This window comes from Glutamicibacter sp. 0426, from assembly GCF_001906485.1.
Lineage (GTDB): Bacteria > Actinomycetota > Actinomycetes > Actinomycetales > Micrococcaceae > Glutamicibacter > Glutamicibacter nicotianae.
The window spans coordinates 224,131-250,580 of the sequence record NZ_MPBI01000002.1 but is presented as its reverse complement, the minus strand read 5'-3'; the positions used below and the strand labels follow the sequence as shown (position 1 = coordinate 250,580).

Annotated in this window: 23 protein-coding genes; 10 read left to right on the top strand and 13 right to left on the bottom strand. The window is 62.7% G+C overall.

The window, feature by feature from the left end; translation table 11 throughout:
- Nucleotides 1-21 precede the first annotated feature (21 nt).
- Genes BKX98_RS17010 through BKX98_RS17355 form a run of 3 tightly spaced genes read right to left on the bottom strand, consistent with a single transcriptional unit; the run spans nt 22 to nt 6,565 of the window.
- The gene (locus BKX98_RS17010; protein ID WP_073706625.1) at nt 22-2,565 is read right to left on the bottom strand and encodes a DUF5719 family protein; all 2,544 of its coding nucleotides are present in this window, start codon (nt 2,563-2,565) and stop codon (nt 22-24) included.
- Nucleotides 2,565-6,029, bottom strand: a complete 3,465-nt coding sequence (locus BKX98_RS17110) for a glycosyltransferase family 2 protein (protein ID WP_255372325.1) — start codon at nt 6,027-6,029, stop codon at nt 2,565-2,567. Before BKX98_RS17110 ends, BKX98_RS17010 begins: the two co-directional genes overlap by 1 nt.
- Nucleotides 6,030-6,040: 11 nt before the next feature.
- Nucleotides 6,041-6,565 (bottom strand): WhiB family transcriptional regulator, encoded by a 525-nt coding sequence (locus BKX98_RS17355; RefSeq protein WP_073706835.1) that lies wholly within the window; start codon nt 6,563-6,565, stop codon nt 6,041-6,043.
- A gap of 288 nt (nt 6,566-6,853) precedes the next feature.
- On the opposite strand from BKX98_RS17355, the gene BKX98_RS06645 reads away from it, so the two are divergent.
- Nucleotides 6,854-7,582, top strand: coding sequence for a TIGR03089 family protein (locus BKX98_RS06645; RefSeq protein ID WP_052253527.1), 729 nt, complete (start codon nt 6,854-6,856; stop codon nt 7,580-7,582).
- Here BKX98_RS06645 and BKX98_RS06640 read toward each other — a convergent pair.
- Nucleotides 7,579-8,148 (bottom strand): GtrA family protein, encoded by a 570-nt coding sequence (locus BKX98_RS06640; protein ID WP_038989884.1) that lies wholly within the window; start codon nt 8,146-8,148, stop codon nt 7,579-7,581. The genes BKX98_RS06645 and BKX98_RS06640 overlap by 4 nt on opposite strands.
- A gap of 176 nt (nt 8,149-8,324) precedes the next feature.
- On the opposite strand from BKX98_RS06640, the gene BKX98_RS06635 reads away from it, so the two are divergent.
- The 4 genes from BKX98_RS06635 (at nt 8,325) to manA (ending at nt 12,999) form a co-directional block, all read left to right on the top strand.
- A complete protein-coding gene (locus BKX98_RS06635) occupies nt 8,325-9,485 on the top strand; it encodes a 5-(carboxyamino)imidazole ribonucleotide synthase (RefSeq protein WP_073706623.1) in 1,161 nt (386 codons plus the stop codon).
- A 71-nt stretch (nt 9,486-9,556) separates the two neighbouring features.
- Nucleotides 9,557-10,087: a 5-(carboxyamino)imidazole ribonucleotide mutase gene (gene purE / locus BKX98_RS06630; RefSeq protein ID WP_073706622.1), complete on the top strand. Its 531-nt coding sequence runs from the start codon at nt 9,557-9,559 to the stop codon at nt 10,085-10,087.
- Nucleotides 10,088-10,104: 17 nt separating this feature from the next.
- Nucleotides 10,105-11,724 (top strand): LCP family protein, encoded by a 1,620-nt coding sequence (locus BKX98_RS06625; protein WP_073706621.1) that lies wholly within the window; start codon nt 10,105-10,107, stop codon nt 11,722-11,724.
- Between the two features lie 66 nt (nt 11,725-11,790).
- Nucleotides 11,791-12,999 carry a mannose-6-phosphate isomerase, class I gene (manA, locus tag BKX98_RS06620; RefSeq protein ID WP_073706620.1) on the top strand — a complete coding sequence of 403 codons (1,209 nt, stop codon included), beginning with the start codon at nt 11,791-11,793 and terminating at the stop codon, nt 12,997-12,999.
- 89 nt (nt 13,000-13,088) lie between these two features.
- Here manA and glpX read toward each other — a convergent pair whose 3' ends face one another.
- A complete protein-coding gene (glpX, locus tag BKX98_RS06615; protein WP_066139805.1) occupies nt 13,089-14,123 on the bottom strand; it encodes a class II fructose-bisphosphatase in 1,035 nt (344 codons plus the stop codon).
- A gap of 156 nt (nt 14,124-14,279) precedes the next feature.
- Between glpX and BKX98_RS06610 the strand changes: the two genes are divergently transcribed.
- The 3 genes from BKX98_RS06610 (at nt 14,280) to BKX98_RS06600 (ending at nt 17,193) form a co-directional block, all read left to right on the top strand.
- Entirely contained in the window at nt 14,280-14,954 is a 675-nt protein-coding gene (locus tag BKX98_RS06610; RefSeq protein WP_073706619.1) for a DUF4245 domain-containing protein, read from the top strand.
- A gap of 93 nt (nt 14,955-15,047) precedes the next feature.
- Nucleotides 15,048-15,650, top strand: a complete 603-nt coding sequence (locus BKX98_RS06605; protein ID WP_038989892.1) for a carbonic anhydrase — start codon at nt 15,048-15,050, stop codon at nt 15,648-15,650.
- A gap of 130 nt (nt 15,651-15,780) precedes the next feature.
- Nucleotides 15,781-17,193, top strand: coding sequence for a class II fumarate hydratase (locus BKX98_RS06600; RefSeq protein ID WP_073706617.1), 1,413 nt, complete (start codon nt 15,781-15,783; stop codon nt 17,191-17,193).
- 115 nt (nt 17,194-17,308) lie between these two features.
- Here the strand turns inward: BKX98_RS06600 and BKX98_RS06595 are convergent, their stop codons facing one another.
- The 3 genes from BKX98_RS06595 to BKX98_RS06585 are packed head-to-tail and all read right to left on the bottom strand — an operon-like array spanning nt 17,309 to nt 18,900.
- The gene (locus tag BKX98_RS06595) at nt 17,309-17,878 is read right to left on the bottom strand and encodes a GNAT family N-acetyltransferase (RefSeq protein ID WP_073706616.1); all 570 of its coding nucleotides are present in this window, start codon (nt 17,876-17,878) and stop codon (nt 17,309-17,311) included.
- Between the two features lie 46 nt (nt 17,879-17,924).
- Nucleotides 17,925-18,392 carry an NUDIX domain-containing protein gene (locus BKX98_RS06590; protein ID WP_038989895.1) on the bottom strand — a complete coding sequence of 156 codons (468 nt, stop codon included), beginning with the start codon at nt 18,390-18,392 and terminating at the stop codon, nt 17,925-17,927.
- Nucleotides 18,393-18,396: 4 nt separating this feature from the next.
- Nucleotides 18,397-18,900, bottom strand: a complete 504-nt coding sequence (locus tag BKX98_RS06585; protein ID WP_073706615.1) for an A24 family peptidase — start codon at nt 18,898-18,900, stop codon at nt 18,397-18,399.
- Nucleotides 18,901-18,983: 83 nt separating this feature from the next.
- Here BKX98_RS06585 and BKX98_RS06580 point away from each other — a divergent pair, with 83 nt between their 5' ends.
- Nucleotides 18,984-19,802 (top strand): hypothetical protein, encoded by an 819-nt coding sequence (locus BKX98_RS06580; protein WP_073706614.1) that lies wholly within the window; start codon nt 18,984-18,986, stop codon nt 19,800-19,802.
- On the opposite strand, the gene BKX98_RS06575 is transcribed toward BKX98_RS06580, so the two are convergent.
- The 5 genes from BKX98_RS06575 to mca form a co-directional block, all read right to left on the bottom strand.
- On the bottom strand, nt 19,799-21,115 hold the full coding sequence (locus tag BKX98_RS06575; protein ID WP_073706613.1) for a PhoH family protein: 1,317 nt from the start codon (nt 21,113-21,115) through the stop codon (nt 19,799-19,801). The two genes, BKX98_RS06580 and BKX98_RS06575, sit on opposite strands and share 4 nt — an antisense overlap.
- Before the next feature lie 267 nt (nt 21,116-21,382).
- Nucleotides 21,383-22,144, bottom strand: coding sequence for an isoprenyl transferase (locus BKX98_RS06570; RefSeq protein WP_073706612.1), 762 nt, complete (start codon nt 22,142-22,144; stop codon nt 21,383-21,385).
- A 118-nt stretch (nt 22,145-22,262) separates the two neighbouring features.
- The gene (locus BKX98_RS06565) at nt 22,263-24,377 is read right to left on the bottom strand and encodes a thioredoxin domain-containing protein (RefSeq protein WP_073706611.1); all 2,115 of its coding nucleotides are present in this window, start codon (nt 24,375-24,377) and stop codon (nt 22,263-22,265) included.
- Nucleotides 24,378-24,409: 32 nt separating this feature from the next.
- Nucleotides 24,410-24,691: a hypothetical protein gene (locus BKX98_RS06560; RefSeq protein WP_038989899.1), complete on the bottom strand. Its 282-nt coding sequence runs from the start codon at nt 24,689-24,691 to the stop codon at nt 24,410-24,412.
- 44 nt (nt 24,692-24,735) lie between these two features.
- Entirely contained in the window at nt 24,736-25,602 is an 867-nt protein-coding gene (mca, locus tag BKX98_RS06555) for a mycothiol conjugate amidase Mca (RefSeq protein WP_052253578.1), read from the bottom strand.
- A 239-nt stretch (nt 25,603-25,841) separates the two neighbouring features.
- Between mca and BKX98_RS06550 the strand changes: the two genes are divergently transcribed.
- Complete coding sequence (locus tag BKX98_RS06550; RefSeq protein WP_052253530.1) at nt 25,842-26,261, top strand: DUF4307 domain-containing protein; 420 nt, start codon at nt 25,842-25,844, stop codon at nt 26,259-26,261.
- Nucleotides 26,262-26,450: the final 189 nt, after the last annotated feature.

Below are 26,450 nucleotides of genomic sequence, written 5' to 3'. Positions count from 1 at the left end.
CAGTTCCTTAATGGCGCGTTCCTAGCCGCCGATGTTCACCACAATGCCGTCGCGTCCGGCATTCGCCTGCGGCATGGCAGCCCAGGCGATGGAACGGTCCGAGCCGAGCACCAGCTGGGCCAGGTAGGCGTTGGCATCCGTCGAGAAGATGACTGCCTGGGCGTCGTCGGAGACCGACTTCGGATCAAAGACAATGCTTTGGCCGGCCTTGATCTGCAGTTTCTCTGGGTCCTCCAGCTTGCCGTCCTTATTGACGACCACTGCTTCCACCGCCGAGTCCGCCGCGACGGCGGCGATGGCGAATTTGCCGGTGCCGTTAGCCGACAGCGGCATGGCTTGCGTCCCGGCGAGCACATTGGAGCTGGCCGCCCACGCAGTGTCCGAGGACTCCTTGGGATCAGCGCCGCGGACCATCTTCACCGCTGCGGTGACCGGGGCATCGGATTCGACGACCACCGTGTAGTACCCGCCAGCCAACTGGTTCAGGTTCACGACCTTCGTGGCGTCCGAATCAACGGCAAGGTTCTCGTCGAAGCTGGCAGCAACTTCACCGTCAGCCCCCAGGACCTTCACCTTGAACCCGGCGCCCGAGGAGCCGGTCGCCGAGACATGCAGCTGCGGAACCAGGGATTTGTCGTCCTTGCTCAGCTTGGAAACATTTTCCTTGCTCTCGATCCACACGCCCGGAATCACCTGGCTGTTGGAAGCCGTCGCGTTCGCGCCGACCAGTTCAACACCCGATGGGGTCAAGCCGCGCAAGGCGGCCTGCTGGACCGAGGCGGTGATCTTTCCGCCAATGCTGGTGACCTCAGCCGAAATGGAATTCAAATCCTGCGCATAGCCGCCGAGCACGATCGCCCGGCTCTCCCCCGCTGCCAGGACAATGTTCTGCAGCGTGGAGGTGTCGATCAGGCCGTCCGGGCCCCGAAGACGCAGGGACACCTGGGCCGTGGTGTGCGTTGGGTTGGCCAAATGCATCACGCTGGTGGATCCGGTGCTGGTCTGCAGGCCGGTGAAGCGCCAGTTGGATGCCGGAGCCTGGCAAGTTGCGGCGGCAAGCCCGGCGAGGTCGCCGTCCTTGGCCTGGTAGCTGCGCAGGGCGCTGCCCTTCGAAGCGAGTTGGCCCAGCGGCTGCAACGTGTAGACCTGGGTGTCATCGATATCGTTGGCAGTTGAAATCTTGCTGGCGCGCCCGGTCAGCCCCTCCTCATCGGCGCCACGGGCCTGGGCAGCTTCATCCTCGGCGATGCGCTCGGTCAGCTGACGCGCATCGCTGCCATCAAGCTTGGTGAAGGATGAACCGGGAATGCGTTTGGCCAGATCCGATACGGCAATGCTGCGCAGGTTGCTGGAAACGTCCTTGGCGCCAGGGGCGAACTGCGCGTCGGTGCCTTCCACGCCCTTGAGCAGCTGCGGGGTTCCCGGGCAGACGCTGCTGGAGTCGCCGGCGGGCAGGTTCGTCACGGCAGCCGGCAACGACTTCTCGGCCGGTGCCGGGGCAAAAATCGATCCGGCGCCTACGACAGCTCCGGCGGCCACCACCGCAGCCAGGCTGAGCAGTACCGCGCCAGTTTTCTTCCGCACCGGCGCGGACACCGCATCCTTGGAAGCCGCGGCTCGGGCCTTGTCCAGCTTGTGGCGGCGCTCGGCGACCTTGCCGTCTGCAGGCTCCGCCTCCGGCTCGGCTGCCGGATGAGCAGCTGTGCTGGCAGCCGCAGGGGCAGCTTTAGCGGCTTTCCGTGCGCGGACCTTCTCCAGCTTCTGGCGGCGCTTGGCGGCTTTCGGATCTTCCGGTGCTTGTGCCGTCGCGGCTTCTTCTCCGGACTGTGAATCGCCGGCTTTGGCCTTCCCTGCGGCAGCAACGGCTGCCGCGGCGGCACCAGCTTCTGAATCCTGGGCGGAGGAGGTCTTCGGCTCAGCCTCGCGCGCAGGTGCAGAATCGGCATTGCCGGCTACTGCCGTTGCGTCCTCCTCCTTGGCAGGCTCCGCCTCGGCGACGTGATCCGGCTTGGCAACCGGTTCTGGGTTGGCTGCTGCATCGGTCTTGCCGGCAGCGGACTCACCAGCCGTTGCCGGCTTGGCGGGCGCGGCTTCGGGGGCCACCGTGCTGGTCTTGGCGGAGTCGTCCTTGGCTGAGCCGTCCTGAACGGAATCAGGCTTGGGTGCCTGTTCCTGTGCTGCGCGCTTGCCTTCAGCCTGCTCGTCGGCCGGAACCGCAGCAGGCGAGGTTACCTTGCTGTCCTTTGCGCCGGAGTCCGCCTCGGGCAGCTGTTCTGGCTTTGGATCTTCCTGCTTAGCGGCCTTGGGCTCAGCCTTCGCGGCCTTCGCCGCTTCCTTCGCCTCGGTCTTGGCCCGGGCTTGGGCTTCCTTGGCGCGAGCCTTCTCCAGCTTGGCGTCGACCTTGGCCCTGGCCTTGGCGGCCTTGGCCTCGGCACGCGAGAGCGTCGCCGACACCGGGGTGGCGTCCTTGGCTTCCGGCTGGGCCGAGACCGGCTTCGGGGCCGGGGTCTGTGCAGTTGGCTGGTCAGCAGAATCCGCTGAGTCCACGTTCTTCTCGTCGCTCACTACTTCTTCTCCTGCTCGGCATCAGCATCCGAAATCCGGTCGCTGAGCTTCGGGGTCAAGTTCTCACGAATCTCGCTGGCGCGTTCGCGTGCCTCACGGCGGCTCAACGGCATCGTACCGGTGGCCGTTGCCGGGCTCTGGACTTCGGCCGCGGCCAGAACTGCCGAACCATCGGCAAGTTCTTCGTTCTCGCCGCGTGGTTCACGGAAGCGGTATTCGATGTTCCGGTAGTTGGCCAATCGGCGCGAACTTGGCACTGGAATGGCCAGCAGCACCGTGATCAGCAGAACTACTGCACTGAGCAGCAGCACCGGAATGGCCATGGAGTCCTTGTGCGACAAGGTCAGCTTGCCGCCCTCGGCAGGAAGCTCGTAGGCCTGGGCCCAACGGGTTTCCGAATCCTCGGGATAGGCCACCGAACGCAGGGATTCGCCATCGACGCTGGCACGCAGCTTCGGATCCGACGCGGTAGCCAGGACCAGCGTGCGCTCGGAATCCGCGGCCGGGATCTGCAGATTGGTGATCTTGCCACGCTGGGTCGGCAAGACCGTCACGTCTCCATCGGCGGAGACGATCCGGGCAAAGCCAGCGCTTTGCTGCTCTTCATCGGCTTCGTAGTCCACGCGCCACAGCCAGCCGCTGTCGGTCTGGCCAACCGACGCCAACCCCGTTGCCGCATCCAAGGTGCGTACGGTCGCCGGGACGGATTCGCCGGTTTCGTTCAGCACCACGAAGCCCACGCCCAAGTCGCGCAAGGACTCGCGCGAGTCCAACGCGGATTCGGACAGCAGCATCGCTACGGCATTGCTCTGGACCTTTGCGGTGGCGGAATCTTCATTGCGCTCAGGCTCCAGCAGCGGACCGGCCAGCTGCTTGACCTGCGAGTAGCGGCTGATGCTGTCCAGCGTCTCGCCGGAACCCGACACCAGCTGGCTGTCTATCTCGCCGGAGGACCGCGGGCTGAGCACCAAGGTGCGCTTCTGGAACTCGGAGCGGCCTGCATCGGCTGCGGTTGCCGGCAGGGTGCGCGGCTGCGAGCCGTGGACCTGCTGGGCCGAGTTCATCGCGGTCAGCGTTTCGGATTCGGCTGCCGGATTCAGCTGGGCGCCGAGCAGCACGCAGCCCGAGGCCAGCACGGCAAGCACACTGAAAGCGGCCATCAGGCTCATCGCCGGACGTGAACCGGCCACACGCATCGAGCGCGGCTGGTCCTCGTGGCGCAGGGCGGCCAACGCGTTGGCGGCAGCTGCCAGCAGCGCGAACATGGCGAAGGAAACGTACGGGCCGGTGTAGGCGCTCACCGCGGTATGCGAGTCCAGGGTGAAGGGCACAAAGCCGACTGCCCAGCCCGCTGCCAGCGACAGCACCGCGCCCCACAGCAGGCGGCGGGAGTTGCGGCGCATGCTGGCGCTGTGGCTGAACGAAGAACTCAAGGTTCCGAAGACCGCCAGCGCGAGGATCGGGGCACCGACCAGCAGGGCTGCGACCAGGGCCCACGGTCCGGCAGGCAGGAAGTCCCAGCCCACCAGCGAGGCGTTGGCGTTGAAGGCTTCCGGGAAGCCCAGCAGCATCTGCCACGGGGCAGCCGGCGTGAACGCATTCGCGGCGCCGGGCTCAGTGAACAGCAGCCGCGCATCGCCCAGGCCGGCGAACAGCAGCGGAAGGTTCCACACGATCGCAGGCAGCGGGATCCACCACAGGCTGCGGGCGCGGCGCACCGAGAAGAAGGCCAGCACGTAGACCAGGATGCTCGCGGTCAGGAAGAAGGAGACGGAGCCGGCGGAGATCACCCAGAGCAGCAATGCGGCGCTGGCCGAGGCGGTCCACGCGGAAACCGACTGCTGCTTCGCGTTCTTCGGCTTCGCGCCCTCGATCGCCACATGGGCGTTCATGGCGCGGATAATCGCCAGGAAGAACAGCGGCAGCAAGATGTGGATCAGCACCGAGCCGATGCGTCCGGAGGCCAGCGAAGAAATCAATGACGGCAGCAGCGCCCAGATCAGCGCGGCAAGGAACCGCACCGCGCGGGAGCGGCTGACCGAGCCAATCCCCCACCAGGCGGTGAGTGCTGCCAGCGGCATCGCGGCGAAGAAGAGATAGACGGAGGCTTCATTGGCATGGTTGAAGGTCACCAGCGAGAAAAGCCAGAACAGCAGGTCGGAATTATCCGGCGGGGCGCTCAAGCCGGTGGTAATGTTCTGCCACCAGGACAGCGCGTTGGCGCCGATTTCCCGGCTGCTGTTGGACAGCGGGCGCAGTGCGCCACCGGACAGGGCGGTGGAGCCGAACAGGCTGCGCCATGCGATCAGGGAAGCCGCCGCGGAGAGCAGCAGAACCAGGATCAGCGAGAGCACCGCGGTGGTGCGCGGCGGGCGGGCGATCCGCACGAAGTCGGAGAAGTTGTCGCCACTGGGTTCAACCATGGAATCGGCACCACTGCCGTCGCCATAGACTTCGCCATCGGTCCGTCCCGTATTCACATTGCGGCGGTATTCGCGCACCTTGGCACCGGAGACCATCAGCTTGCGGACCTGGCGGCGCGGGATCTCGCGGATCTGGGCGACATTACGGCGCGATGCCGCCAGCTTGCCCGGGGAGAACAGCCCGCGCAGCACCGAACCCAAATGGCCGAACCCGTGGCCCGGATCCTTGGCCAGCAAGGCCACGAGGAAGTGGCCGATGCCGCCGAGCAGCAACCCGATCCACAAGAAGGGCAGCACCGCTGGCGAAGCGAACTTCAGGCGCTGGAAGACCTCGGAGCGCTTGGCTTCGCGCGGACCAGCCAGCGAGTCGACAACTTCGACCTGGTGGTACATCTTGGCGCTGGGCACCACGACCACGCGGTGCCCGGCCAGGCGGTTGCGCCAGCACAGGTCCACGTCGTCGCCGCGGCCCGGGATCGCCGGGTCGAATCCGCCCAACTGCTCGAAGACCTCGCGGCGGATGAACATGCCGGCGGAGGACACGGCGAAGTAGTCGCTGCGTCCGTCGTATTGGCCCTGGTCGACTTCGTCGATGTCGATCATGGTCAGGCGCTGGGCCTTGCGGTCGACGCTCAGGCCCACCTCCACCAGGTGGCGGGGGTTGTCGATATCCAGCAGCTTGCATCCGGCAATGGAGACGGACTCGGAAGCCTCGACGGTGCGGGTCAGCTGTTCCAGCGCGTCGGGAGCAGGCATGGAGTCATCGTGGATGATCCACAGCCATTCGTCGCGGTCCGCACGCGCTTCGGGCAGCTGCGACACCGCCACTTCCAGCGACAGTCCCAACGACCCCTCATCGGCCACCAGCAGGGCGGCGTTCGACGGCAAGTTCGCCCGCAGGACCTCTAGCGATGCGTCGGAGGACGATGCGTCAACACCGACAAAGCGTTCGATAGGCCGCGACTGGTTGCGCAGCGCGGCCAAAGTGCGTGGTAAAAAGTCAGCGCCATCGTGCGAAGCAACGATGGCGGTGACGTGAATTGGCGGACGAATTAGATTGCTCGTTTCCGTAGACGGCGACGTTCACGCTCTGAGAGCCCTCCCCAGATTCCGAAGCGCTCATCATTGCTCAAGGCATATTCTAGACATTCCGAACGGACAACACATGCGCCGCAGACACGTTTCGCGTCGCGGGTCGAGCCGCCCTTTTCAGGGAAGAATGCCTCGGGGTCGGTCTGTGCGCACAGGGCACGGGCCTGCCAGCCCAGCTCACCCTCGTCAACTTCTCCGCCAACACCAAGCCATACTGCCTTGATGGTCTCGCGCACTTCGTCATCTTCATCGAGCTCCGGCGCCCAGGATCCAACCGAGGAGATTTCTTCGGTGTCGGATAACGTGTCGTGTTCTTTCAAGAAGTTGTCGGCCGCGGTCTCCAGATCGGCTGCAACTGCAACTCGTGCGGACTCACCGGCTTGAGGATCGACAAACCAGTCGGATGGTGCGTCCTCCAGCCCGTATTGAGCCGACGCAACAGCCGAGGTCGAAAATTCGGAGTACCCCTGCTCCAGATTCGCCATGGTGATGTTGACCTTTCGATTGGTTTGAGAAGATCGGACCATCACTGCTCCCGATCCATCCGGCAGCATTTATTCCATCGAACTAGCGAAAAGTGATGAACCTGCCGGGACTCACCATCTAATTACAGCCGTGTAACTCCGCTAGAGTCAAGTGGGGAGGTCATTCTAAGAAGACTTCTCAGGAAACTCCCGGCACAACACGCCGTCAAAAGATGCAGATGAGACGGGCATGTCCCGTCTTGGCTGAATTCTCGGTGAATTCTCAGTAATTAAATTTAAGGACACCCAATGAGCAACACCCTGCAATCAGGAACCTTTGTGGAGAATCTCCTCGCGCCGCGGCGCGCTTCGGCCTCGCCGTGGCTTACCTGGTACTCCGCCAGCGGGGAACGCATCGAGCTCTCCGGACGGGTATTCGACAATTGGGTCGCGAAAAGCGCCAATCTCCTGGGCGAGGTTTTCGACCTCGAAGAAGACTCGCTCGTGGTGCTTGACCTGCCAGCGCATTGGAAGTCGCTGGTGGTGGCCCTGGCCGCCCTGCATCATGGCGCCACGCTGGTTGATGCCGAGCATGATGATGCCCAGCAGGCAACGCTTTGGGTTACCGCCCAGCCGAATGATGAGCGCATCCCCGGCAGCTGTGAAATCCTCGCCGTGAACCCGGCAGCTCTCGCGCTGTCCTTCGGCTCGGATCTCGGCCCGGTCGCAGAAGACTTCAATGCCTCCGTGCGTTCCTATGGGGACCAGTTCTATCCCTCGCCGGTTGCTGGTGATGCAACAGCCATCGCAACCAATGGCGGCGCCCCGATCAGTCTTGCCACGCTCTTCGGTGCCGAGGCGAAGAGCCAAGGAACCATTCTCGTGCGTGCCCAGCTGCCTGTGCTCGACTTGCTGCCTTATGCCATCGGCCAGTGGGCGGCAGGAGATGGAATTGTGCTAGTTGAAGATGGAGTGGAAGTGACCGCGCGCCTGCGCGACGGCGAACGCATCAGCGTCGACTATTCTCCTCAGGACTAGCGAACCACCGTCGGCACGGTGCCGGTATCGCCCTGGCCAGCGGAACCCGCTGGTTCGGTGTCGGTATCTGCCTTGTGCTTGCCCAGAACCTCGTGGTCATGGGCAAAGGCTTCTTCCTGGTCCATCTCCTTGCCGAAGACCCAGAAACGGTAGGCGAAGAAACGGAAAATCGTGCCGAGCACCAGGCCGACGACCGAACCTGCGATGAACACCGAGGTCGGATCGGTCAGGCCCAACCAGTATTTGGTGACCCACACGCAGGCCGCTGCAATGCCCAGGCCGATGGCATTCATGATGATGAACATCACCAGTTCGCGCAGCACATTGGCCTGGCGGCGGTGGCGGAAGGTCCAGTAACGGTTGGCTACCCAGGAGAACATCGTCGCGACGACACCAGCGACGATCTTTGCCTTGACCTGCGAATCGCTCATGGGACCATGCAGGAGCCAGACGTAGATCCCCGAGTCGATGACGAACGCAACGCCACCGACCACGCCGAACTTCGCCACCTCACGCCACAGCAGCGAGATGAGTCCGGCTATTTTGAGTTTGATGCGCTCGAGCAATTGTCCTCCAGGGAATGAAGTTCCCGTCTGGCTAGCAGTAACAAGGCGCGCTCAGCACTGGGAAAAGCGCGCGATCTTGCCATTTTATCGGCACTTTCTGGAAATTGGCCGAATTCTGAGAGTAATCAGACATCGCGCATGCGATTCTCCACGCCGCTTTCGTTACCCTTGTAATCGTGAGCTTTCCAAAAATTGGTGTGATTGGTGGCGGGCAGCTGGCCCGAATGATGGCCCCCGAGGCCTTGAACCTAGGTTTTGAACTGCATGTTCTCGCCGAAGGTCCGGATGTTTCGGCTGCGCGCTGCGTTCCCGACGCACCGGTAGGCGATTACAAGGACCTCGATACCCTGCGCGAATTTGCCAAGGGCAAGGACGTCGTCACCTTCGACCACGAGCACGTTCCCAATGAATTCCTGACCACCCTGATCAATGAGGGCGTGAACATCCAGCCGCGTCCGGCAGCGCTGATCCATGCCCAGGACAAGCTGGTCATGCGCGAGGCCATCGAGCGCCTCGGCCTGCCCAACCCTGCCTGGGCCAAAGTCGACGACGTCGAGGCGCTGATCGCTTTCGGCGAGCAGACCGGCTGGCCCATTGTGCTCAAGACCCCGCGTGGCGGCTACGACGGCAAGGGCGTGCGCATGCTCGACGGCATCCAAGATGCCAAGGATTCCGCCGACTGGTTCGCCAACGGCCCGCTGCTGGCCGAAGACAAGGTTGACTTCTCCCGGGAGCTGTCCGCATTGGTGGCCCGCACCCCTTCGGGCGAGGCCAAGGCGTGGCCGGTGGTCCACACCATCCAGGTCGATGGGGTCTGCGACGAAGTGATCGCGCCCGCCCAGGACATCGACGAGGCTACCGCTGCCACCGCGGCCGAAGCCGCCCTGCGCATCGCCGAGGAATTCGGCGTCACCGGCGTCATGGCCGCCGAGCTCTTCGAAACCCCGGGCGTCGGCGCCGGCTTCGTGATCAACGAATTGGCCATGCGCCCGCACAACACCGGGCACTGGACCATGAACGGCTCGGTCACCAGCCAGTTCGAGCAGCACCTGCGTGCGGTGCTGGATCTGCCGCTGGGGGAAACCCGCGAGCTGGGTGTGACCGTCATGAAGAACTACCTCGGCGGCGCCAACCAGGACCTCTACTCCGCGTTCCAGGCCGCGCTGGCCGCCGGCCCGGAAGTCAAGGTGCACGCCTACGGCAAGTCCGTGCGACCGGGCCGCAAGATCGGCCACGTCAACGTCGTGGCAAACGCAGGGCAAAGCGTAGATGAACTTCGTTCGCAGGCGAACAAGGTGGCCGCGCTAATCCGCGACGGCGCCGGCACCGCCAACTAGCATTTATATTAATCAAGAGCCGCTGCCTGCCGGGCAGCGGCTCTTACTGAAGCACTGCAAGGACATATCTGATGACTCAAGCACCACTCGTCGGCCTCGTAATGGGTTCTGATTCCGATTGGCCGGTGATGCGCCTGGCCGCGCAGGCGCTGGCCGAATTCGGCATCCCCTTTGAAGCGGATGTCGTTTCGGCGCACCGCATGCCCGAGGAAATGATCGATTACGGCAAGAAGGCCCACGAACGCGGGCTGCGCGCAATCATCGCCGGCGCAGGCGGCGCAGCGCATCTTCCCGGCATGCTTGCAGCTGTTACACCGCTGCCAGTGATCGGAGTTCCAGTTCCACTGGCTAAACTAGATGGAATGGACTCCCTGCTCTCCATCGTCCAGATGCCTGCAGGAGTCCCCGTAGCAACTGTTTCCATTGGCGGAGCACGCAATGCCGGCCTGCTGGCCGTGCGCATGCTCGCAGCGGGAACCGATGAGCTAGCCGAGTCGTTACAGGTAAAGTTGCTTCAGTTTGCAGATTCACTGCGCGAGCAGGCCCATGCCAAGGGCTCGGCTCTGCGCGATGAAGTTGCCAACGAGAATTTCGCCTCCTAGGGAAAGTCCAAAAGTACATGGGTTCTGCCAGTCACCGCGCACCAAGTCCGTTGCGCCAGCCGGAGACCATCAGCTCTCCGCAGCGCAGCAAGCGTGCCCTGATCCTGGTCCTGCTGACCATCTTCTTCCCCGGCGGCGCCCAGCTGGTTGCCGGAAATCGCAAGCTCGGACGGATCGCGGTGTCCATCACCATGCTCTGCTGGGTGGCGGTGCTGGCGCTGGTTGCCCTGTACTTCATTGATCGCTCGATCCTGCTCGGCTGGGCGGCCCACCCGAACTTCCAGCTGTTCCTGATCATCGTGCTCGGCACGCTGGCGCTGGGCTGGCTGATCATGTTCATCAACACCCTGGTGATCATCCGGCCCAAGCTGCTGGCCCCGGGCATGCGTGCCATCGTCACCGTCTTCACCCTGGCAGCCGTGGTGGCCACCAGCGGCCTGTTCGTCTACGGCGCCTCGATGCTGAACACCGGACGCGAAACGATTCAGGCAGTTTTCGACGAGGGCCCGGCCTTCGATCCCATCGACGGCCGCTACAACATCGCGGTGTTCGGTGCCGACTCCGGTGCCAACCGCGACGGTGTGCGCACCGACGTTGCGGCGTTGCTGTCCGTGGATGCCAAGACCGGCAAGAGCCTGCTGATCTCGGTGCCGCGCAACTTCCAGAGCGCACGCTTCGCCCCTGGCTCCCCCATGGAGAAGATCTGGCCAAACGGCTACAACTGCGGTGATGAATGCATTTTCAATTCCATCTACCGCAACGCCGAAATGGAGCATGCCGATGCGTTCCCCGACTCGGTGAAGAACGTCGGCGCGCAGGCGGCCATGGACGCGCTGGAAGGCACCACCGGCCTTCCGGTCCAGGGCTACGTCATGGTCAACATGGCCGGCTTCGAGCAGTTCGTCGACGCCCTGGGCGGCGTCACCATCAACTCCGGCGGCTGGGTTCCGTACAACGGCAAGTACTACGAGAACAGCACCGTGCGCACCCACTGGTTCGCCCCGGGAACCCATGAATTCACCGGCAAGCAGGCCCTGTGGTTTGCCCGCTCGCGCGACTTCACCGATGACTACCACCGCATCAAGCGCCAGCAGTGCTTGCAGCAGGCAATCATCAAGCAGTTCACCCCGCAGACGATCCTGACCAATTTCACCTCCATCATGTCCGCTGGCGAACAGCTGGTGGAAACAGACATTCCTGCCGGCCAGCTCGGTTCCTTCGTCTCCCTGGCTGAAAAGGTGTCCAAGGAGCCAATGGCCCGGCTGACCCTCGGTGCCCCGGACTTCGAACGCAGCTTCTCCACCTACCCGGACTTCGACAAGCTGCAGGAGCGCATCCAGTCGCTGATCGCGAAGCAGAACGAGCCGAAGAAGGACAAGAAAAAGGACAATTCGGAGAAGAGCGAGGATTCCTCCAAGTCCTCGGCTCCGGAAGAAACCACCGAGGCCTCCGAGGAGGCTGAGGAAACCACCGACGTGAACAATGCTCCGAAGCTGTCCAACAAGGAGGACCGGGAATTCACCCAGCCCGATGGCAGCCCGATCACCGAAGAATACTTGGTGAATCTGGAAATGGCTGGCTACCGCACGTTGATCTCGGAGATCGCGGCAAACAACGACGAATGCTCGGTTCCATAAACGGTTAAGACCCCCCGACCGCCATGCGACCCATTTACCGCTCTTGAAAGGCTATGGTCAAAAGACGTGTTCGAGTTGAAAAACGCGATTAGGGACTACCACTGGGGATCTGCTTCGCAGATTTCCGATCTGCTGGATCTGCCTGCGGAAACCACCCCGCAGGCCGAAATGTGGATCGGCGCCCACCCCGGGTGCCCGAGCCGGCTCTCCGATGACGGCACCGCGCTCAACGATTTCATCGCCCAGGACCCGGAGCGCATTTTGGGTTCGGCGGTTGCCGAGCGCTTCGGACGCCTGCCTTATTTGTTCAAGGTGCTCTCGGCGACCCAGCCGCTGTCGATCCAGACGCACCCGACGTTGCAGCAGGCGCAGGAACGCTTCGCCCAGGAAAATGCCCAGGGCAAGCCGTTGGATGCCGCCGACCGCAACTACCGCGATGACAACCACAAGCCGGAAATGCTGTTCGCCTTGACCGACTTCGTGGCGCTCTCCGGGTTCCGCCAGCCAGCGCAGATTGCCGAGGACCTGCAGCTGCTGGCAGCGCACCTGCCGGACTCAGCGCAGGCCACGATCAGCCAGCTGATCGGCCTGCTGCAGGGCGCCGATCCGCTGGCTACGATTTTCAAGCATGTGCTGACCGCCGGGGACGAAATCTCCCAGCTGGTACGCCAGATCAGCGATGCAGTGGCGGCCAGCGGCGAGCTGCAGCGCAACGTGCATTTCGCCGAACTGGTGTCGATCAGCAAGATCTATCCGGGCGATCCAGGGGTCCTGGTGGCGTTGCTGCTGAACCTGATCTTCCTCGAACCGGGTCAGGCCATCAGCCTGGGTGCGGGCAACGTCCACGCCTACCTGCGCGGTTTGGGCATCGAGGTCATGGCCAATTCGGACAATGTGCTGCGCGGCGGGCTGACCAGCAAGCATATTGATGTTCCCGAGCTGCTCGATGTCACCATCGCCCAGCCCTCCCCTGCCCCGTTGCTGGAGCCGGTGGCGCTGGATACCCACGACCGGCTGTACAAGCCGGACTTCGAAGAGTTCCAGCTGCAGGTTCTCGATCCCACCGAACCTGGCCTGGCCGCCGACCTGCAGTTGCACGGTGCCGCCGTCCTGCTGTGCACTGCCGGCGAGTTCCTGGTGGCCACCCGCGAAGGCGAGCACCACATCAGCCGCGGGCAATCGCTGTTCGTCACCGCGGCCGAGCTTCCGGCCACCGCCACGCTGCAGGGCATCGTGCCGGGCCAGCTCTTCGCCGCCAGCGCCCAGATCGACTAGCCGCGCTGCCGCAAGGCCCCGAAACGAAAAACTGCGAGCCATGGACTTGTTTCAAGTCCATGGCTCGCAGTTTTGCAAGCAGCTAGCGGCTAGCGGGTGTAGGCTTCCCACTTGTCCTGGTGGTGCTCACCGTCGACGAAGCGGATGGTGCCGGACTTGGCACGCATCACGATCGACTGGGTGTGGATGCGGCTGTTCTTGTAGCGCACCCCGCGCAGCAGATCGCCATCGGTGATGCCGGTCGCCGCGAAGTAGCAGTTGTCCGAGGTCACCAGGTCGTTGGTGGTCAGCACGCGGCCCAGCTCGTGGCCTGCGTCGATGGCCTTCTGCTTCTCGTCGTCGTCGGTTGGCCACAGGCGGCCCTGGATCACGCCGCCCAATGCCTTGATGGCGCAGGCGGTCACGATGCCCTCGGGGGTGCCGCCGATACCCATCAGCGCGTCAACGCCGGTGCCTTCGCGGGTTGCGGCAATGGCGCCGGCAACGTCGCCGTCCATGATCAGCTTGGTGCGTGCACCAGCCGCGCGGATCTCTTCGATCAACCCGGCGTGGCGTGGGCGGTCAAGGATGGTCACGGTCACTTGGCTGATCTTCTTGCCCTTGGCCTTGGCGATCAGGTGCAGGTTCTGCTTCACCGGCAGGCGGAGGTCGACAAGCTCGGCTGCCTCTGGCCCGGTGACCAGCTTCTCCATGTAGAACACTGCCGAAGGGTCGAACATCGAACCGCGGTCGGCAACAGCCAGCACGGACAGGGCGTTGTTCAGGCCCAGGGCGGTGAGCCGGGTTCCGTCAATCGGGTCAACTGCGACGTCGCACTCGGCGCCGGTTCCATTGCCAACCTGCTCGCCGTTGAACAGCATCGGAGCTTCGTCTTTTTCGCCTTCGCCAATCACGACAACGCCATTGAAGTTCACGGTGGACAGCAGGCCGCGCATGGCGTCGACTGCGGCACCGTCTGCGGCGTTCTTGTCACCGAAACCAACCCATGGCGAGGAAGCGATGGCTGCCGCTTCGGTTGCGCGCACCAGCTCCAGTGCCAGGTTGCGGTCCGGCTCCGCGTCGGAAACCGACAGTCGCGGAGAAAGGTGGGCAAAATTGTTCTTTTCGGTCACGAAAGATCCCATCACTGAGTCGTAGTCATTGCGCCTATGCAAACAAGGCCATTCTATCCCCTAGGGTTTTCCCTTTACAGTTCGTGTCGGGCGCGCCTGATCATCGGTGGACGTGCGATTGGGCACTCCAGTTCGAATTACACAGAATCTTCGGGGAGAATGGAAGGCGTGGAACCTGAGAACAACACCGAGAACAACGCCCAGGCAGCCGCCAATGCGGCAAGCGGTACGCAGATGCCTGCCACGGCTCGTCGAAGCCTCGACGATCCCAACGCCACCTTCGAGGACCTGCCGTTCAAGCCGCAGCTGACCGAGAAGCAGGCCAAGCGCGCGAACCAGACCTTCAAGGGCATGGTGCTGTCCATCGGTTTCACTATTGCCATCCTCATTCCGGTGCTCATGCTCAACCCTGCACCCAAGGACGACGCGTTTGAAAGCGACGTCAACCTGCAGGCCACCGCAGAACAGACGGAGAAGATTTCAGGCTTTGAGATCTTCGCCCCGGAATTGGGCGAGAAGGAATACGCGAACTTCGCCCGCTGGCAGGCTAATACCGCACAGGGCGTCCCCTATTGGGAATGCGGACTGGTCTTCGAGAACAAGGACTTCGTGTGGGTTCGCCAAGCCGCTGAAGCCAACCCGACCTGGATTGCCCTGATCACCGATGCGGCGGTGCCAACCGATACCCGCACCATCGGCGGAGCCCAGTGGGAAGTGCGCACCAAGGACCAGGGCACCTACCTGATCTCCGAGTTCAAGGACTCCACCGTGGTGCTGTCCAGCGACACCTCTGACGAGCAGCTGAACGTTGTTGCTGAACAGGTTGCCAGCGAACTGGGTTAAGTCACGTTCACGGGGATAGCCAGTCACATATTCGATATTCGAATACATTCCCGTAGAATCTGAGTCATGCACGCAGAATCAAAAAAACCATCCATGACTCCTCAAGAGGCGTGGGAAAAGCTCAGCGCAGGAAATTTCCGTTTCGTCAATGACGATACCCAGCACCCTAACCAGGACAGTGCACGACGCGAGAAGCTGATTTCCGGCCAGGAACCCTTCGCTGTCATCTTCGGCTGCTCGGATTCCCGGCTTGCCGCTGAGATCATTTTCGACGTGGGATTGGGTGACATGTTCGTGGTGCGTACCGCGGGCCACGTCCTGGACCCGGCTAGCCTCGGTTCGCTGGAATTCGCCGTCGACATCCTCAACGTCCCATTGATCGTAATCCTCGGGCACAACTCCTGCGGTGCGGTCACCAGCGCCATCAAGGTCAAGGAATCGGGCAACATGCCCAAGGGCTTCGTGCGCGACCTCGTTGAGCACATCACCCCATCGGTCCAGGCCGCCGAGCGCAAGGGCATCACCGACGTGAACGGCACCGTCGTCGAGCACGTCAAGCAGACCACCGACCGCCTCGTCGATTTGTCCAGCATCATTGCGCTGGCTATCGAAGAAGGCCGGACCGCAGTCGCGGGCGTGTCCTACCACCTGCACGATGGCCGAGCCCAGCTGGTCTCCAGCCTGGGTCTCGACTAAGAACTCGAAGTTCTCGGGAAAAGCCTTGTAAAACGGCTTTTATTCCCATTTCGGCGAAGCGTCACTGTTGGTTGTGATGTTTACGTCAGAGCCCTGTCCTTTGATTGCGGTTCGGGCGTACTCTGGGCTCATGACTAACAGTGACGATTTCCGCATCGAACATGACACCATGGGCGAAGTCCGGGTTCCGGCTCAGGCCCTGTACCGCGCGCAAACCCAGCGCGCCGTCGAAAATTTCCCGATCTCGGGCAAGACCCTGGAATCCTCGCATATCAAGGCCCTGGCCCAGGTCAAGAAGGCCGCCGCCCAAGCCAATCTGGCGCTGGGGGTGCTGGATGAAGAACGCGCCGCCTCCATCGTGGCCGCGGCCGATCAGGTCGCTACTGGCCAATACGATGAGCACTTCCCGATCGACGTGTTCCAGACCGGATCCGGAACCAGCTCGAACATGAACACCAATGAGGTGCTCGCCGAACTGGCAACCCGTGCCCTGGAATCCAAGGGCAGCGGCACCGAGGTCCACCCGAACGACCACGTGAACGCGTCGCAGTCCTCCAACGACGTCTTCCCCACCTCCGTGCACGTTGCCGCCACCGGAGCGCTGATCAACGACCTGGTCCCGGCGTTGGGCACCCTGGCTTCCGCACTGGAAGCGAAGTCTGCCGAGTTCAAGGATGTAGTCAAATCCGGCCGCACCCACCTGATGGATGCCACCCCGGTCACCCTTGGCCAGGAATTCGGCGGCTATGCAGCACAGGTCCGCTACGGCATTGAACGCATCGAAGCCGCGCTGCCGCGAGTTGCCGAAGTTCCCTTGGGCGGCACCGCAGTAGGCACCGGTATCAACACCCCGGATGGCTTCCCCCAGCGGGTCATCGAATTCCTCCGCGAAGACACCGGGCTGCCCATCACCGAGGCGCGCAACCACTTCGAAGCCCAAGCCAACCGCGATGGCCTGGTCGAGGCATCGGCTGCTTTGCGCACCATCGCGATCTCGTTGATCAAGATCGCCAACGACCTGCGCTGGATGGGCTCCGGCCCGAATACCGGATTGGGCGAAATCGCGATCCCAGACCTGCAGCCCGGTTCCTCCATCATGCCCGGCAAGGTCAACCCGGTCATCTCGGAGGCAACCATCCAGGTGGCAGCCCAGGTCATCGGCAACGACACGGCCATCGCCTGGGCCGGGACCAACGGAGCCTTCGAGCTGAACGTGGGCATCCCGGTCATGGCTTCGAACCTGCTCGAATCCATTCGCCTGCTCTCCAACACTTCGACGGTGATGGCTGAGAAGATGATCGACGGCATCAAGGCCAATGTGGAACGCGCGCGCTTCCTGGCCGAGGCTTCCCCATCGATTGTCACCCCGCTGAACAAGCTCATCGGCTACGAGAATGCCGCCAAGATCGCCAAGAAGGCTGTGGCCGAGGGTCTGACCGTCCGCGAGGCAACCATCGCGCTGGGCTTCGTCGAGCGCGGCGAAGTCACCGAGGAGCAGCTCGATGAGCTGCTGGATGTTTCCACCATGGTGGGCAAGCACTAGCTCCAGGCTATTGCACCCTCAGCTACCGCGGCCAGTTGCCGGCAACTGGCCGCGGTAGCTTGCTTAATCAGTTGGGGCGCAGCTAAATGAGGCGCCGTGGGGAGCCTCCAGCGAACTAGACCAGTTCAATCCAATAGCGTCGCAGGTCCTCCCGGGAGCCGAAGCGAGGACCGATTTCGGAAACCGGAGCGATGCTTTCGAGGACTCCTCCGCAAGCTTCAATAGTTCTCGCCGAAGCAATATTGGAGTCGTTGCACGTGAGCATGACTCGTGGCAGGCCCAGGTTGCGCGCTTGTTCCAAGGATCCGGCGAGCGCGATTCTGGCCAGGCGGTTTCCGCGGGCGCTCGGGCGTATTCCATAGCCGATGTGCCCGCCAACTTCACGGAGGAAATCATTGCCCAGGTCATGACGCAAGCTGGCTGCACCCAAGTATTCATCGCCATGCACTAGCCACAGTGTGCTTTGCGCGACGAAACCTTCTGGTGGCGTGAAGTCCGGCGTTTCCAGATCCTTGAGCAGCTGGACCCATTGAGCGAAGTCGTCCGCGTTGTGCAGATCCCAGCCGTATTTGGCAGCGAAGAAGACCGAGGCGCCGTCTTGATCCGTTCCCGCCCATTCAGCAGTGCTCCGTATGAAAGAAGCGTGGAGTGAGGCAGTCGGTTCAATCAGTTCGATCCCAGTCATGGAACAAGTCTATGCTCATGCCATCGGCAAGTGATTGCCGGACTCATCAGCTGGCGAAGTATCCGCCGGGCCGCGGGTCCAGTGCCCACTGCACAGCCCGCTCATGCAGCGGCGGGAGCTCTGGCCGCTCAGCGAGCTCGAAATATCCCACTTCCAGGTTCTCGTCATCGTTGACCCTCGCATCGCCGGAGAGGTGGCGGGCTTTGAAAACCACATCGAGGTACTGGGCGTGATCCCCATTGGGATAAACCGTTGGCGCGGTCACTCCGACACCCAACAGGTCCGTGATCTCGCATTCAACGCCGGTCTCTTCCAGGACTTCGCGATGCGCAGTGTGCGATGGTTCTTCGCCAGGGTCGATAATCCCCGCCGGCAGGGTCCATTGCCCATTGTCGGCACGGCGCACCAGCAGCACTCGGCTGTCCCGGAAGACAACAACTTTCACCCCGGAGAGCCACAGCGGTTCATGTCCGATACGTTGCCGAAGATGGGTGATGAATTCAGGAGTTGCCATGATTTCATCGTGCCATAAGCAGTACTGCCAATGCTCCAACCAGCATGAAGGGACCGAAAGGGACAGCTGATTTCAGGGTCAATTTCCGCACTGCCATTCCCCCGATCACCCAGCAGGTCGCCAGCACGAAGGTGAGCACGGTTGCGAGGAACAAGCCGGGCACAGAATAGTAGCCCAGGTTCAGTCCCAGCACTCCGGCCAGCTTCACATCTCCCATGCCCATGGCGCCGGCGGAGATCAGCGTAATGAGCAGATATCCTCCGCCCAGCAGCAGCAACCCCAGCAGGCCCATGAGCACGCCGTGAGCATCAGAACGCAGGATGCCCAGCAACACGATCACCACGGTGCTGGCCGCCAGCCAGTACGCGATAACCCGATTGGGCAGGCGATGCGTTGCGATGTCTTGCCTGGCCAGGAGGAACCCGAAGCCGGCAAAGCAGGCCAGCTGGACAACGACTGCTGCCGCGACCGCCGGGCCTTCCTGGGCCACGTTCCAAATTTCTGACATGTGTAGAGCATAAGCATGTCCACGCCTGTGCGGCAGAGGGGTGTTCCCCTTGTGAATAATTCTGCCGCTTCTACAATTAGGGTATGGACGTTCCTGCAGTTCCACTTCTTTTCCCCGGGCAGTCTGCCCCTGAATCCGCTGCCCGGCGCCGTTTCCGCGCCCTGGCCCGTTCAGCCCCTTGGCTGAGCACCTCGCTGCAGTTCCAGGTCCAGGTCCCGGACGAATACGCCAAGCCGGAAGATGGCTTGGAAGGAACGCTGACCGCCATCATCCGCCAGCGCGAAGCCATTGCCGTGCGTTCGGCAGATGGGCAGCTGGTGTACCAGCAGGAGAAGTTCACCGCGGACCGCAGCCGCGGCTATGTCGCTGCCACGAATTCCTCCTGGAAGCTGCCTGCCTCGCTGACCTCCCCGGTGTACACCTCGGACCAGTTGATATTGCGCCGTCCAGATATTTCCGGCTTCAACGGGCTGCTTCCACTGGAGCATTGGGAATCGATGCTCGATCCCGTGGAGCTTGCCGGAACCGAGCCCGCCTCGCATGATCTGGCATTCGACCACCCCACCTACATCCACGAGCTGGCCGAGATCACTCACGACGGCCGGCCAGCGCTGGCCGCCGTCCTCACCGCGGGGCATACCTACCAGCCCACGCTGGCCAGCGCTCCCCTGGTTCCCGAAGGCGCTCGGACCCTCCTGGTCCTGGATCTGGCAACCGGCGTCTGCCTGAACCGCCGGGTGCTGGCCGCCCCTTCCGGGATGCCGCCGGCCCCGGAACTCTCGCTCCAGGTTCTCGCGCACAACGAGTACTACATCGATTCGCTGTTCACGGCCCCAGCTCCCACGCTGACCGATGTCCGGGCACCGATTCCGTGGGAGCTGCGCAGCGAACGCCGGTCCTAGGCCAGCGTCGGAGTATCCAGCAGGTTGGTGACCAGCGCGGCGATCGCAGAGCGTTCGGATCGGGTCAGGGTCACATGCCCGAAGAGCGCGTGCCCCTTGAGCTGTTCCACCACCGCGGCGACGCCGTCATAGCGGCCCACATGCAGGTTGTCGCGCTGCGCCACGTCATGGGTGAGCACCACCTTGGAATTCTGCCCGATGCGCGAGAGCACCGTGAGCAGCACATTGCGTTCCAGGGACTGGGCTTCGTCGACGATGACGTAGGAATCATGCAGCGAACGCCCGCGGATGTGGGTCAGCGGCAGCACTTCCAGCATCCCGCGTTCCACCACTTCATCGATGGCGTTCTTCGACACGATCGACCCGAGGGTATCGAAGACCGCCTGGGCCCACGGTCCCATTTTCTCCCCTTCGGATCCGGGCAGGTAGCCCAATTCCTGGCCGCCGACAGCGTACAGGGGACGGAACACGGTGATCTTCCGGTGCTCCCTGCGTTCAAGCACCGCTTCCATGCCGGCGCACAGCGCCAACGCGGACTTGCCGGTGCCGGCGTTGCCGCCCAGCGACACGATGCCCACGGAAGGGTCCATCAGCAGATCCAGGGCGATGCGCTGCTCCGCGCTGCGGCCGTGCAGTCCGAAGGCCTGCTGGTCTCCGCGCACCAGCTTCACGGTATTCGCATCCACCTTGCGGCCCAGGGCGCTTCCGCGCGGTGAGGTGATCACGAAGCCGGTGTTAATCGGTTCATCGGCTGCCGCAGGGTGGTTCAGCACCTGCTCATGCTCGTAGAGCTTGGCCATGGTCTCTTCATCCAGGTCCAGCTGCTGGATGCCGGTCCACCCGGTCGAGGCGATCAGCTCATTGCGGTACACCTCGGCATGGATCCCCATAGCCGAGGCTTTGATGCGCATCGGCAGATCCTTGGTCACCAGGGCAACGTCGAGGCCTTCATTCAGCAGGTGCTTGGCGACAGCCAGGATGCGTGAATCGTTATCGCCTGAGCGCATGCCTACCGGCAGGACCTCGGGGGCAATATTATTCAATTCGATGCGCAGCGTTCCACCGGTCTTGGACACTGGCACCGCCTGGGCCAGCCCGCCATGGCTGGCGATCAAGTCATCAAGCAGCCGCAAGGCCTGGCGTGCGAAGAAACCCAGATCCGGGTCCTTGCGCTTGTTTTCCAGCTCGGTGACTACGGTCAGCGGAATCACGACATGGTGCTCATCGAATTGGAACATGGCTTTCGGATCGGAAAGCAAGACCGACGTATCAATGACGTAGGTTCGTACACCCTGTTCAGCTGTTCGTGTCATGGCAGCGCACCCATTCTCGAATCCGGCGTGGGGACTCTCCCCACGCGTCAGTGGGGAATCCCGGCACCGGATGCCCAAGGCGATTCCGGAAAGCAATCCGGCTGGCGCTGCATTTGGTCATCTAGTGTGGAACCCTTCGCTCAGCTGGGACTTGATGCCCCGGCCTTATGATCACCTTAGACCCCGAAACGCCACCAAGAGACGACGCACACACTACGTTCAGGTAACGATTAGTTGAACAGCCGAGCCTGGCGCAACGCGCTCGGCTCAGGTTCCGAAGCGGCGCTGGCGGTCAGCGAAGTCGCGCAGGGCGCGCAGGAAGTCAACGCGGCGGAAATCCGGCCACAGCGCCTCGCAGAAGTAGAACTCCGAGTAGGCGCTTTGCCAGGTCAGGAAGCCGGACAGGCGCTGCTCGCCGCTGGTGCGGATCACCAAGTCCGGATCCGGCTGGCCCTTGGTGTAGAGGGCCGATTCGATGTCTTCGGTAGACAGGCCCTCGGCTAGCTCCTCGATCGTGCGCCCATCCTCGGCGGCCTTGCACAGCAACGCCTTGAACGCATCGAGGATCTCGCGGCGCCCGCCGTAGCCGATGGCCACGTTCACATGGACGCCGGTGCGGTTGGCAGTCACGGTTTCCAGGGCGGCGAGCTTCTGCGCCAAGTCCTCGGGCAGCAGGTCCTTCGCTCCCACCTGCTGGACCTTGACCCGGTTGGTCTCGCCCAGCCGGTCCAGGGTCGAGCCGATGACCTCCAGCAGGTCGCGCAGCTCGCCGGCTTCCCGGTTGAGGTTGTCGGTGGAGAGCATGTACAAGGTGACCATCTTGATATCCAGGTCCTCGCACCAGTCGAGGAATTCCAGGATCTTGTCGGCACCGGCCTGGTGGCCCGCAACGGTCGGGGTGCCGGCCAGCTTGGCCCACCGGCGGTTGCCGTCGACCATCACGCCAATATGGTGCGGAAGCTTGTCGGCTGGAAGGGACTTCGCCAAGCGCCGTTCGTAGTAACGGTACGCAAGGTTCGGTAGCTGCACCTTGTCCCTTCCTTTCGGTAGATTCCAAAACTCTAGGTTCTAAATCTACCGCTATTTATCACCAAGCGCGGGCATCTGCCCGCCGCACCGCGTCCACGGCGGACGCTTCGCCCTGGACTCAGGCGTCCTTTCCCGAAGCGAACAGCGAGAAGAATCCGTCCATCCCGGCCACTGGCATCTGGCACAATTCCTCGCGGCACGGCTGGATCTGCAGGCCGTTCTCCGCGCCGGGCAGCGACGGATCGTGACGCACAATCATCCCCAGGCTCAACGCCACGGAACGCACGCGCTTGGCTTCTGCCGAATCCCACTGCGACAGCGCAAGATACTGGACGGGGCTGGAAACGATGCATTGCACTTCCAAGGCGGTCGCCACCTGTGTCGGCGCATCGCTGGCCAACGCCAGCGCATGGGCCGAGAGCACGCGGGCGCTGTCCAAGGCCGCCGCATCAGCTTCGCTGTACTCCCCTACAGCCATGGACTGCAGCGCATGCATTGCCAACGCCTTGGCGTAGAGCGCCCCCGAAGCCGGCAGCGCGTCATCAAGCACCGTGACCGCAGCGATGTTGCCGCGCTGGGCGGCGATCCGCGCATCGGCGCCCACCGCGTCGCGCGGCACCCCGGTTTCCGGATCCACGAAGTCGGCTGCACGTCCCAGCAACTGGCTGGCCCTCGCTGCCCACTGCTTCTGGCCGCTGGCCTGGCCCAACGCCAAGAAGCCCAGGGCCAAGGCGGCGTAGTCCTGCAAGGTGCCCTCGTTGCCGTGCTCGGCACGGTTGGAGAAGCTCACCCGAGCCAGCCGTCCGGCACGCTCATCCCACTGCATCTGCCACACAGAATTGGCCGCCTTCTCGGCGAGCTCCAGGGCCCTCGGCTGGTCCAGCAGCAGCGCGGCTTCAGCCAGGGCTTCGATGGCCAGGCCATTCCAGCCGGCGATCACCTTTTCGTCGCGGACCGGCATGATCCGCGAGCGGCGCAGCGCCCGCATTGCCTCGCGCAGTTCCTGCAGGACGCCCAGTTCGCTCGGCTCGGGCACCCGCAGCAGCGAGAAGCAGAAATTCTGCGGGTCCTCGGCCACCGGCGCGAAACGCAGCAGCCCCTTGGGCAGGCGATGAATCAGCGGGTCGGAGACCAGCGCCATCTCCTCGCGGTTGAAGGTGTAGTACGCGCCTTCGATCTGCTTGCCATCACGGGATGAATCGGCATCCAGCGACGCGGCGAAGGCCGGAGCGGCGGACGACGCGGTGAGCAGTTCCTCGTTGAGGAAATCGATGATGCCTTCGGCGCTGCGCCGGGCCAGTCCTGCAAGCTTCTGCGCGCGCTGGGCCACTTCCCCTTCGGAGGTGCGGGAGAATTCGGCGGCCAGCACGCTGGTGCGTGCCGCCAGCGACAGCAGCCCGGCATTGTCGTAGAGCATCTTCTCGAAATGCGGGACCGACCAGTTCTCGTCGACGCAGTAGCGGGCGAAACCGCCCTCAACGTGATCCTGCAAGCCGCCGAGGAACATCGCTTCGAGGTGGGTGGCCGCGGCGGTGAAGGCCTCTTCGGCGCGATCAGGGGTGGTGATTACTGCACGCCACAGTGTTTTCAGGGCCCAGGTCGGAGGGAATTTAGGTGCAGGGGTGAAGCCGCCTTCCGGCTTGGTGCCGGCAATCCACCGGTCCAGCGCTGCCCCGAAGGCCTTGTCCGCTGGTTCCTGGGATTGCAGGGACAACAGCGAGCTTTGGCGGCTCCCGAGTTCGGCCAGATGCCCAGCGAGCATCTGGGCCTGATCTTCCAGCGATTCGCGCTTGGTTTCCCAGGCTTCATGGACCGCATCGAGCACTTGGCGGAAGCTCGGGGTCTTGCCGCGGGGCTCTTTCGGATAGTACGTGCCGGCATGCACGGTTCTCCCGTCGGGCAGCGCGAAAATGGTCATCGGCCAGCCTCCGGCACCGGTGAGCGCCTGGGTGGCCAGCATGTAGGTGTCGTCGACGAGCGGATGCTCTTCGCGGTCGACCTTGATGGCGACGAAGTTCTCGTTCAGCAGCGCCGCGATCTCGGGATCGTCGAAGGACTCGTGGCTCATCACGTGGCACCAGTGGCAGGCCGCGTAGCCGATGGAAAGCATCACCGGTACGTCGCGCAACCGGGCCTGTTCGAAGGCTTCGTCCCCATAGGGGAACCAGTCGACTAGTTGATGCGAATGCTGTCTGAGGTATTGGCTGGATGAGCCAGCGAGTCGTTGTGCCACGCAATCATGCTATCGCGCAGCTCACAAAGCTCCTACTGCTGCTCGTCGGTCTTCGGGTCGTGCGGCTCATCGGGTTCCTGGAGCTTGCGCTCTTCGCCCTTGGACACCATCTCCTGCTGCTTTGCCTCTGCTTCCGAGGTGTAGCGCACGCGGCGGACACGGCGGATCATGTCGCGGATCAGGAAGATCACGGCAACGACCATGGCTGCGGTGAAAATGAATCCGAGGAATCCTGGACCGTAATCGCTGGCGGTCTCCGTGCCGAAACCCAAGGTCGAGGAAGTCAGAGCCAAGGATTCAAAGATCGTATTCACGATGTAAAGACAACTCATTTCTAGTACTGGAAAAGCGCTTAGTACTATCTTAGTCCGGCGAACAGGTCGGTCTCGGGCAACTCGGTGGCTACCTTGGAGGAGATCAGCGTGTAGTCCTCCCACGGCCAATGCTCCGCGTAGACGTGTTCCGGCACGGCGAAGAAGAAACCTTCCGGATCAATCTGGGTTCTATGCGCCAGCAACGCCTGGTCGCGCTGCGAGAAGAAGTCCGCGCAGTGGATCTGGGTGGTCGTGGTGTGTGGGGAAACCCACTTGAACATCTGGTTGCCTTCGTCTGCTTCCCACTGCGCAACTCGCTCGGTGTACGGGGATTCGTACCCGGCTTCCAGCATCGCGTAGTGCAAGGTGCGGAAGCGATCCGAGGCGAAGGCACGGTCGTAGTACAGCTTGCTGACCGACCACGGGGCGCCCAGCTCCGGGTACATTTCAGGATTGGCCGCATGCTCGAAGGCAAAGGTGGAAACCTTGTGGCAGTGGATATGGTCCGGGTGGGGGTAGCCGCCATTTTCGTCATAGGTCGTGATGACATGTGGACGGAATTCCCGGATCAGCTTGATGATCCCGGCAGCGGCGATTTCAACTGGCTGCAAGGCGAAGGCACCAAAAGGCAGCTCGGGCAGCGGATCGCCTTCCGGCAGGCCGGAGTCGACGTAGCCCAGCCAGCGGTGCTTGACGCCCAGGACCGCAGCGGCCTCCGCCATTTCGGTGCGACGAACGCCCGCGAGGTCGCGGTGCGCATGGGCGAGTTCTCCAGCGGCGGCGTTGAGGATATCTCCGCGCTCTCCGCCGGTGCAGGAAACGACCATGACCTCGGCGCCGGCATCGACATAGGCGGCCATCGTTGCGGCGCCCTTCGAAGATTCGTCATCCGGGTGCGCGTGAATAGCCATGAGCCGCAGACCCTGCGAAGGAGCAATTTTCTTCACGTCGTGAATCTCCACTTATCTTCTTTCCTTATGCCACGTTTTTGGACAGCCCGAAGCCTCAAATCTGCCCGTCATCCATAACAACTCATAGCCGACCACCGGTTATTCCCCCATGCCGAAAGACGGTAAACTTGAGCAGGGAACCTCTATACGGCATTCCCTATTCAAATTCCGCCAGGCAAGAGAGTGGTGCAAGGCAAGTAATGTCTGATCCAAGCTTAACGGCTCGCTACAACAACCCCAAGAAACGCAGTCTTCCTAAGAAAACGCGTAATTGGCTGATTGCTGCCGCGCTCTCCGTCGGCGTTGCCGGGGCCGCTTATTTCGGCTTCAGCAATTACACTGCCATCCAGGCGCAGGACATCGAGTTCGAGGTCGTTTCCGCAACCCAGGCCAAGGCCATTGTCGCGGTTGAATACAACGCCAAGCACCGCGTGCAGTGCGACATTCGAGCGATGAATGAATCCAAGGCGATTGTCGGTTACGAAACCGTCTTGCTTGATCCAGGAGAAGCTACCGGGCACATCACCCAGCGCCTGGATGTCGACCTGCACACCGATAACCTTGCGACCACGGTAGGCGTGGAGTCCTGCTACGAGGTTCCGCAAGAATACAAGGGTTAACATTTCAGCTTGTTCATCCCCTAATAGCTGAATCTATTGGGCTTAAAGCGTTTTGGCGACTACTATCGTTGAAAAGATACGTTTCGCCCCGCATCGGCGCATGGTTCTAGCAAAGCAAAAGGACATGAGCCTAGCGGGGTCTTTGCTTGCATCTCCAATAACGTGCGAGCCCGCAGATCCGTACCGAAT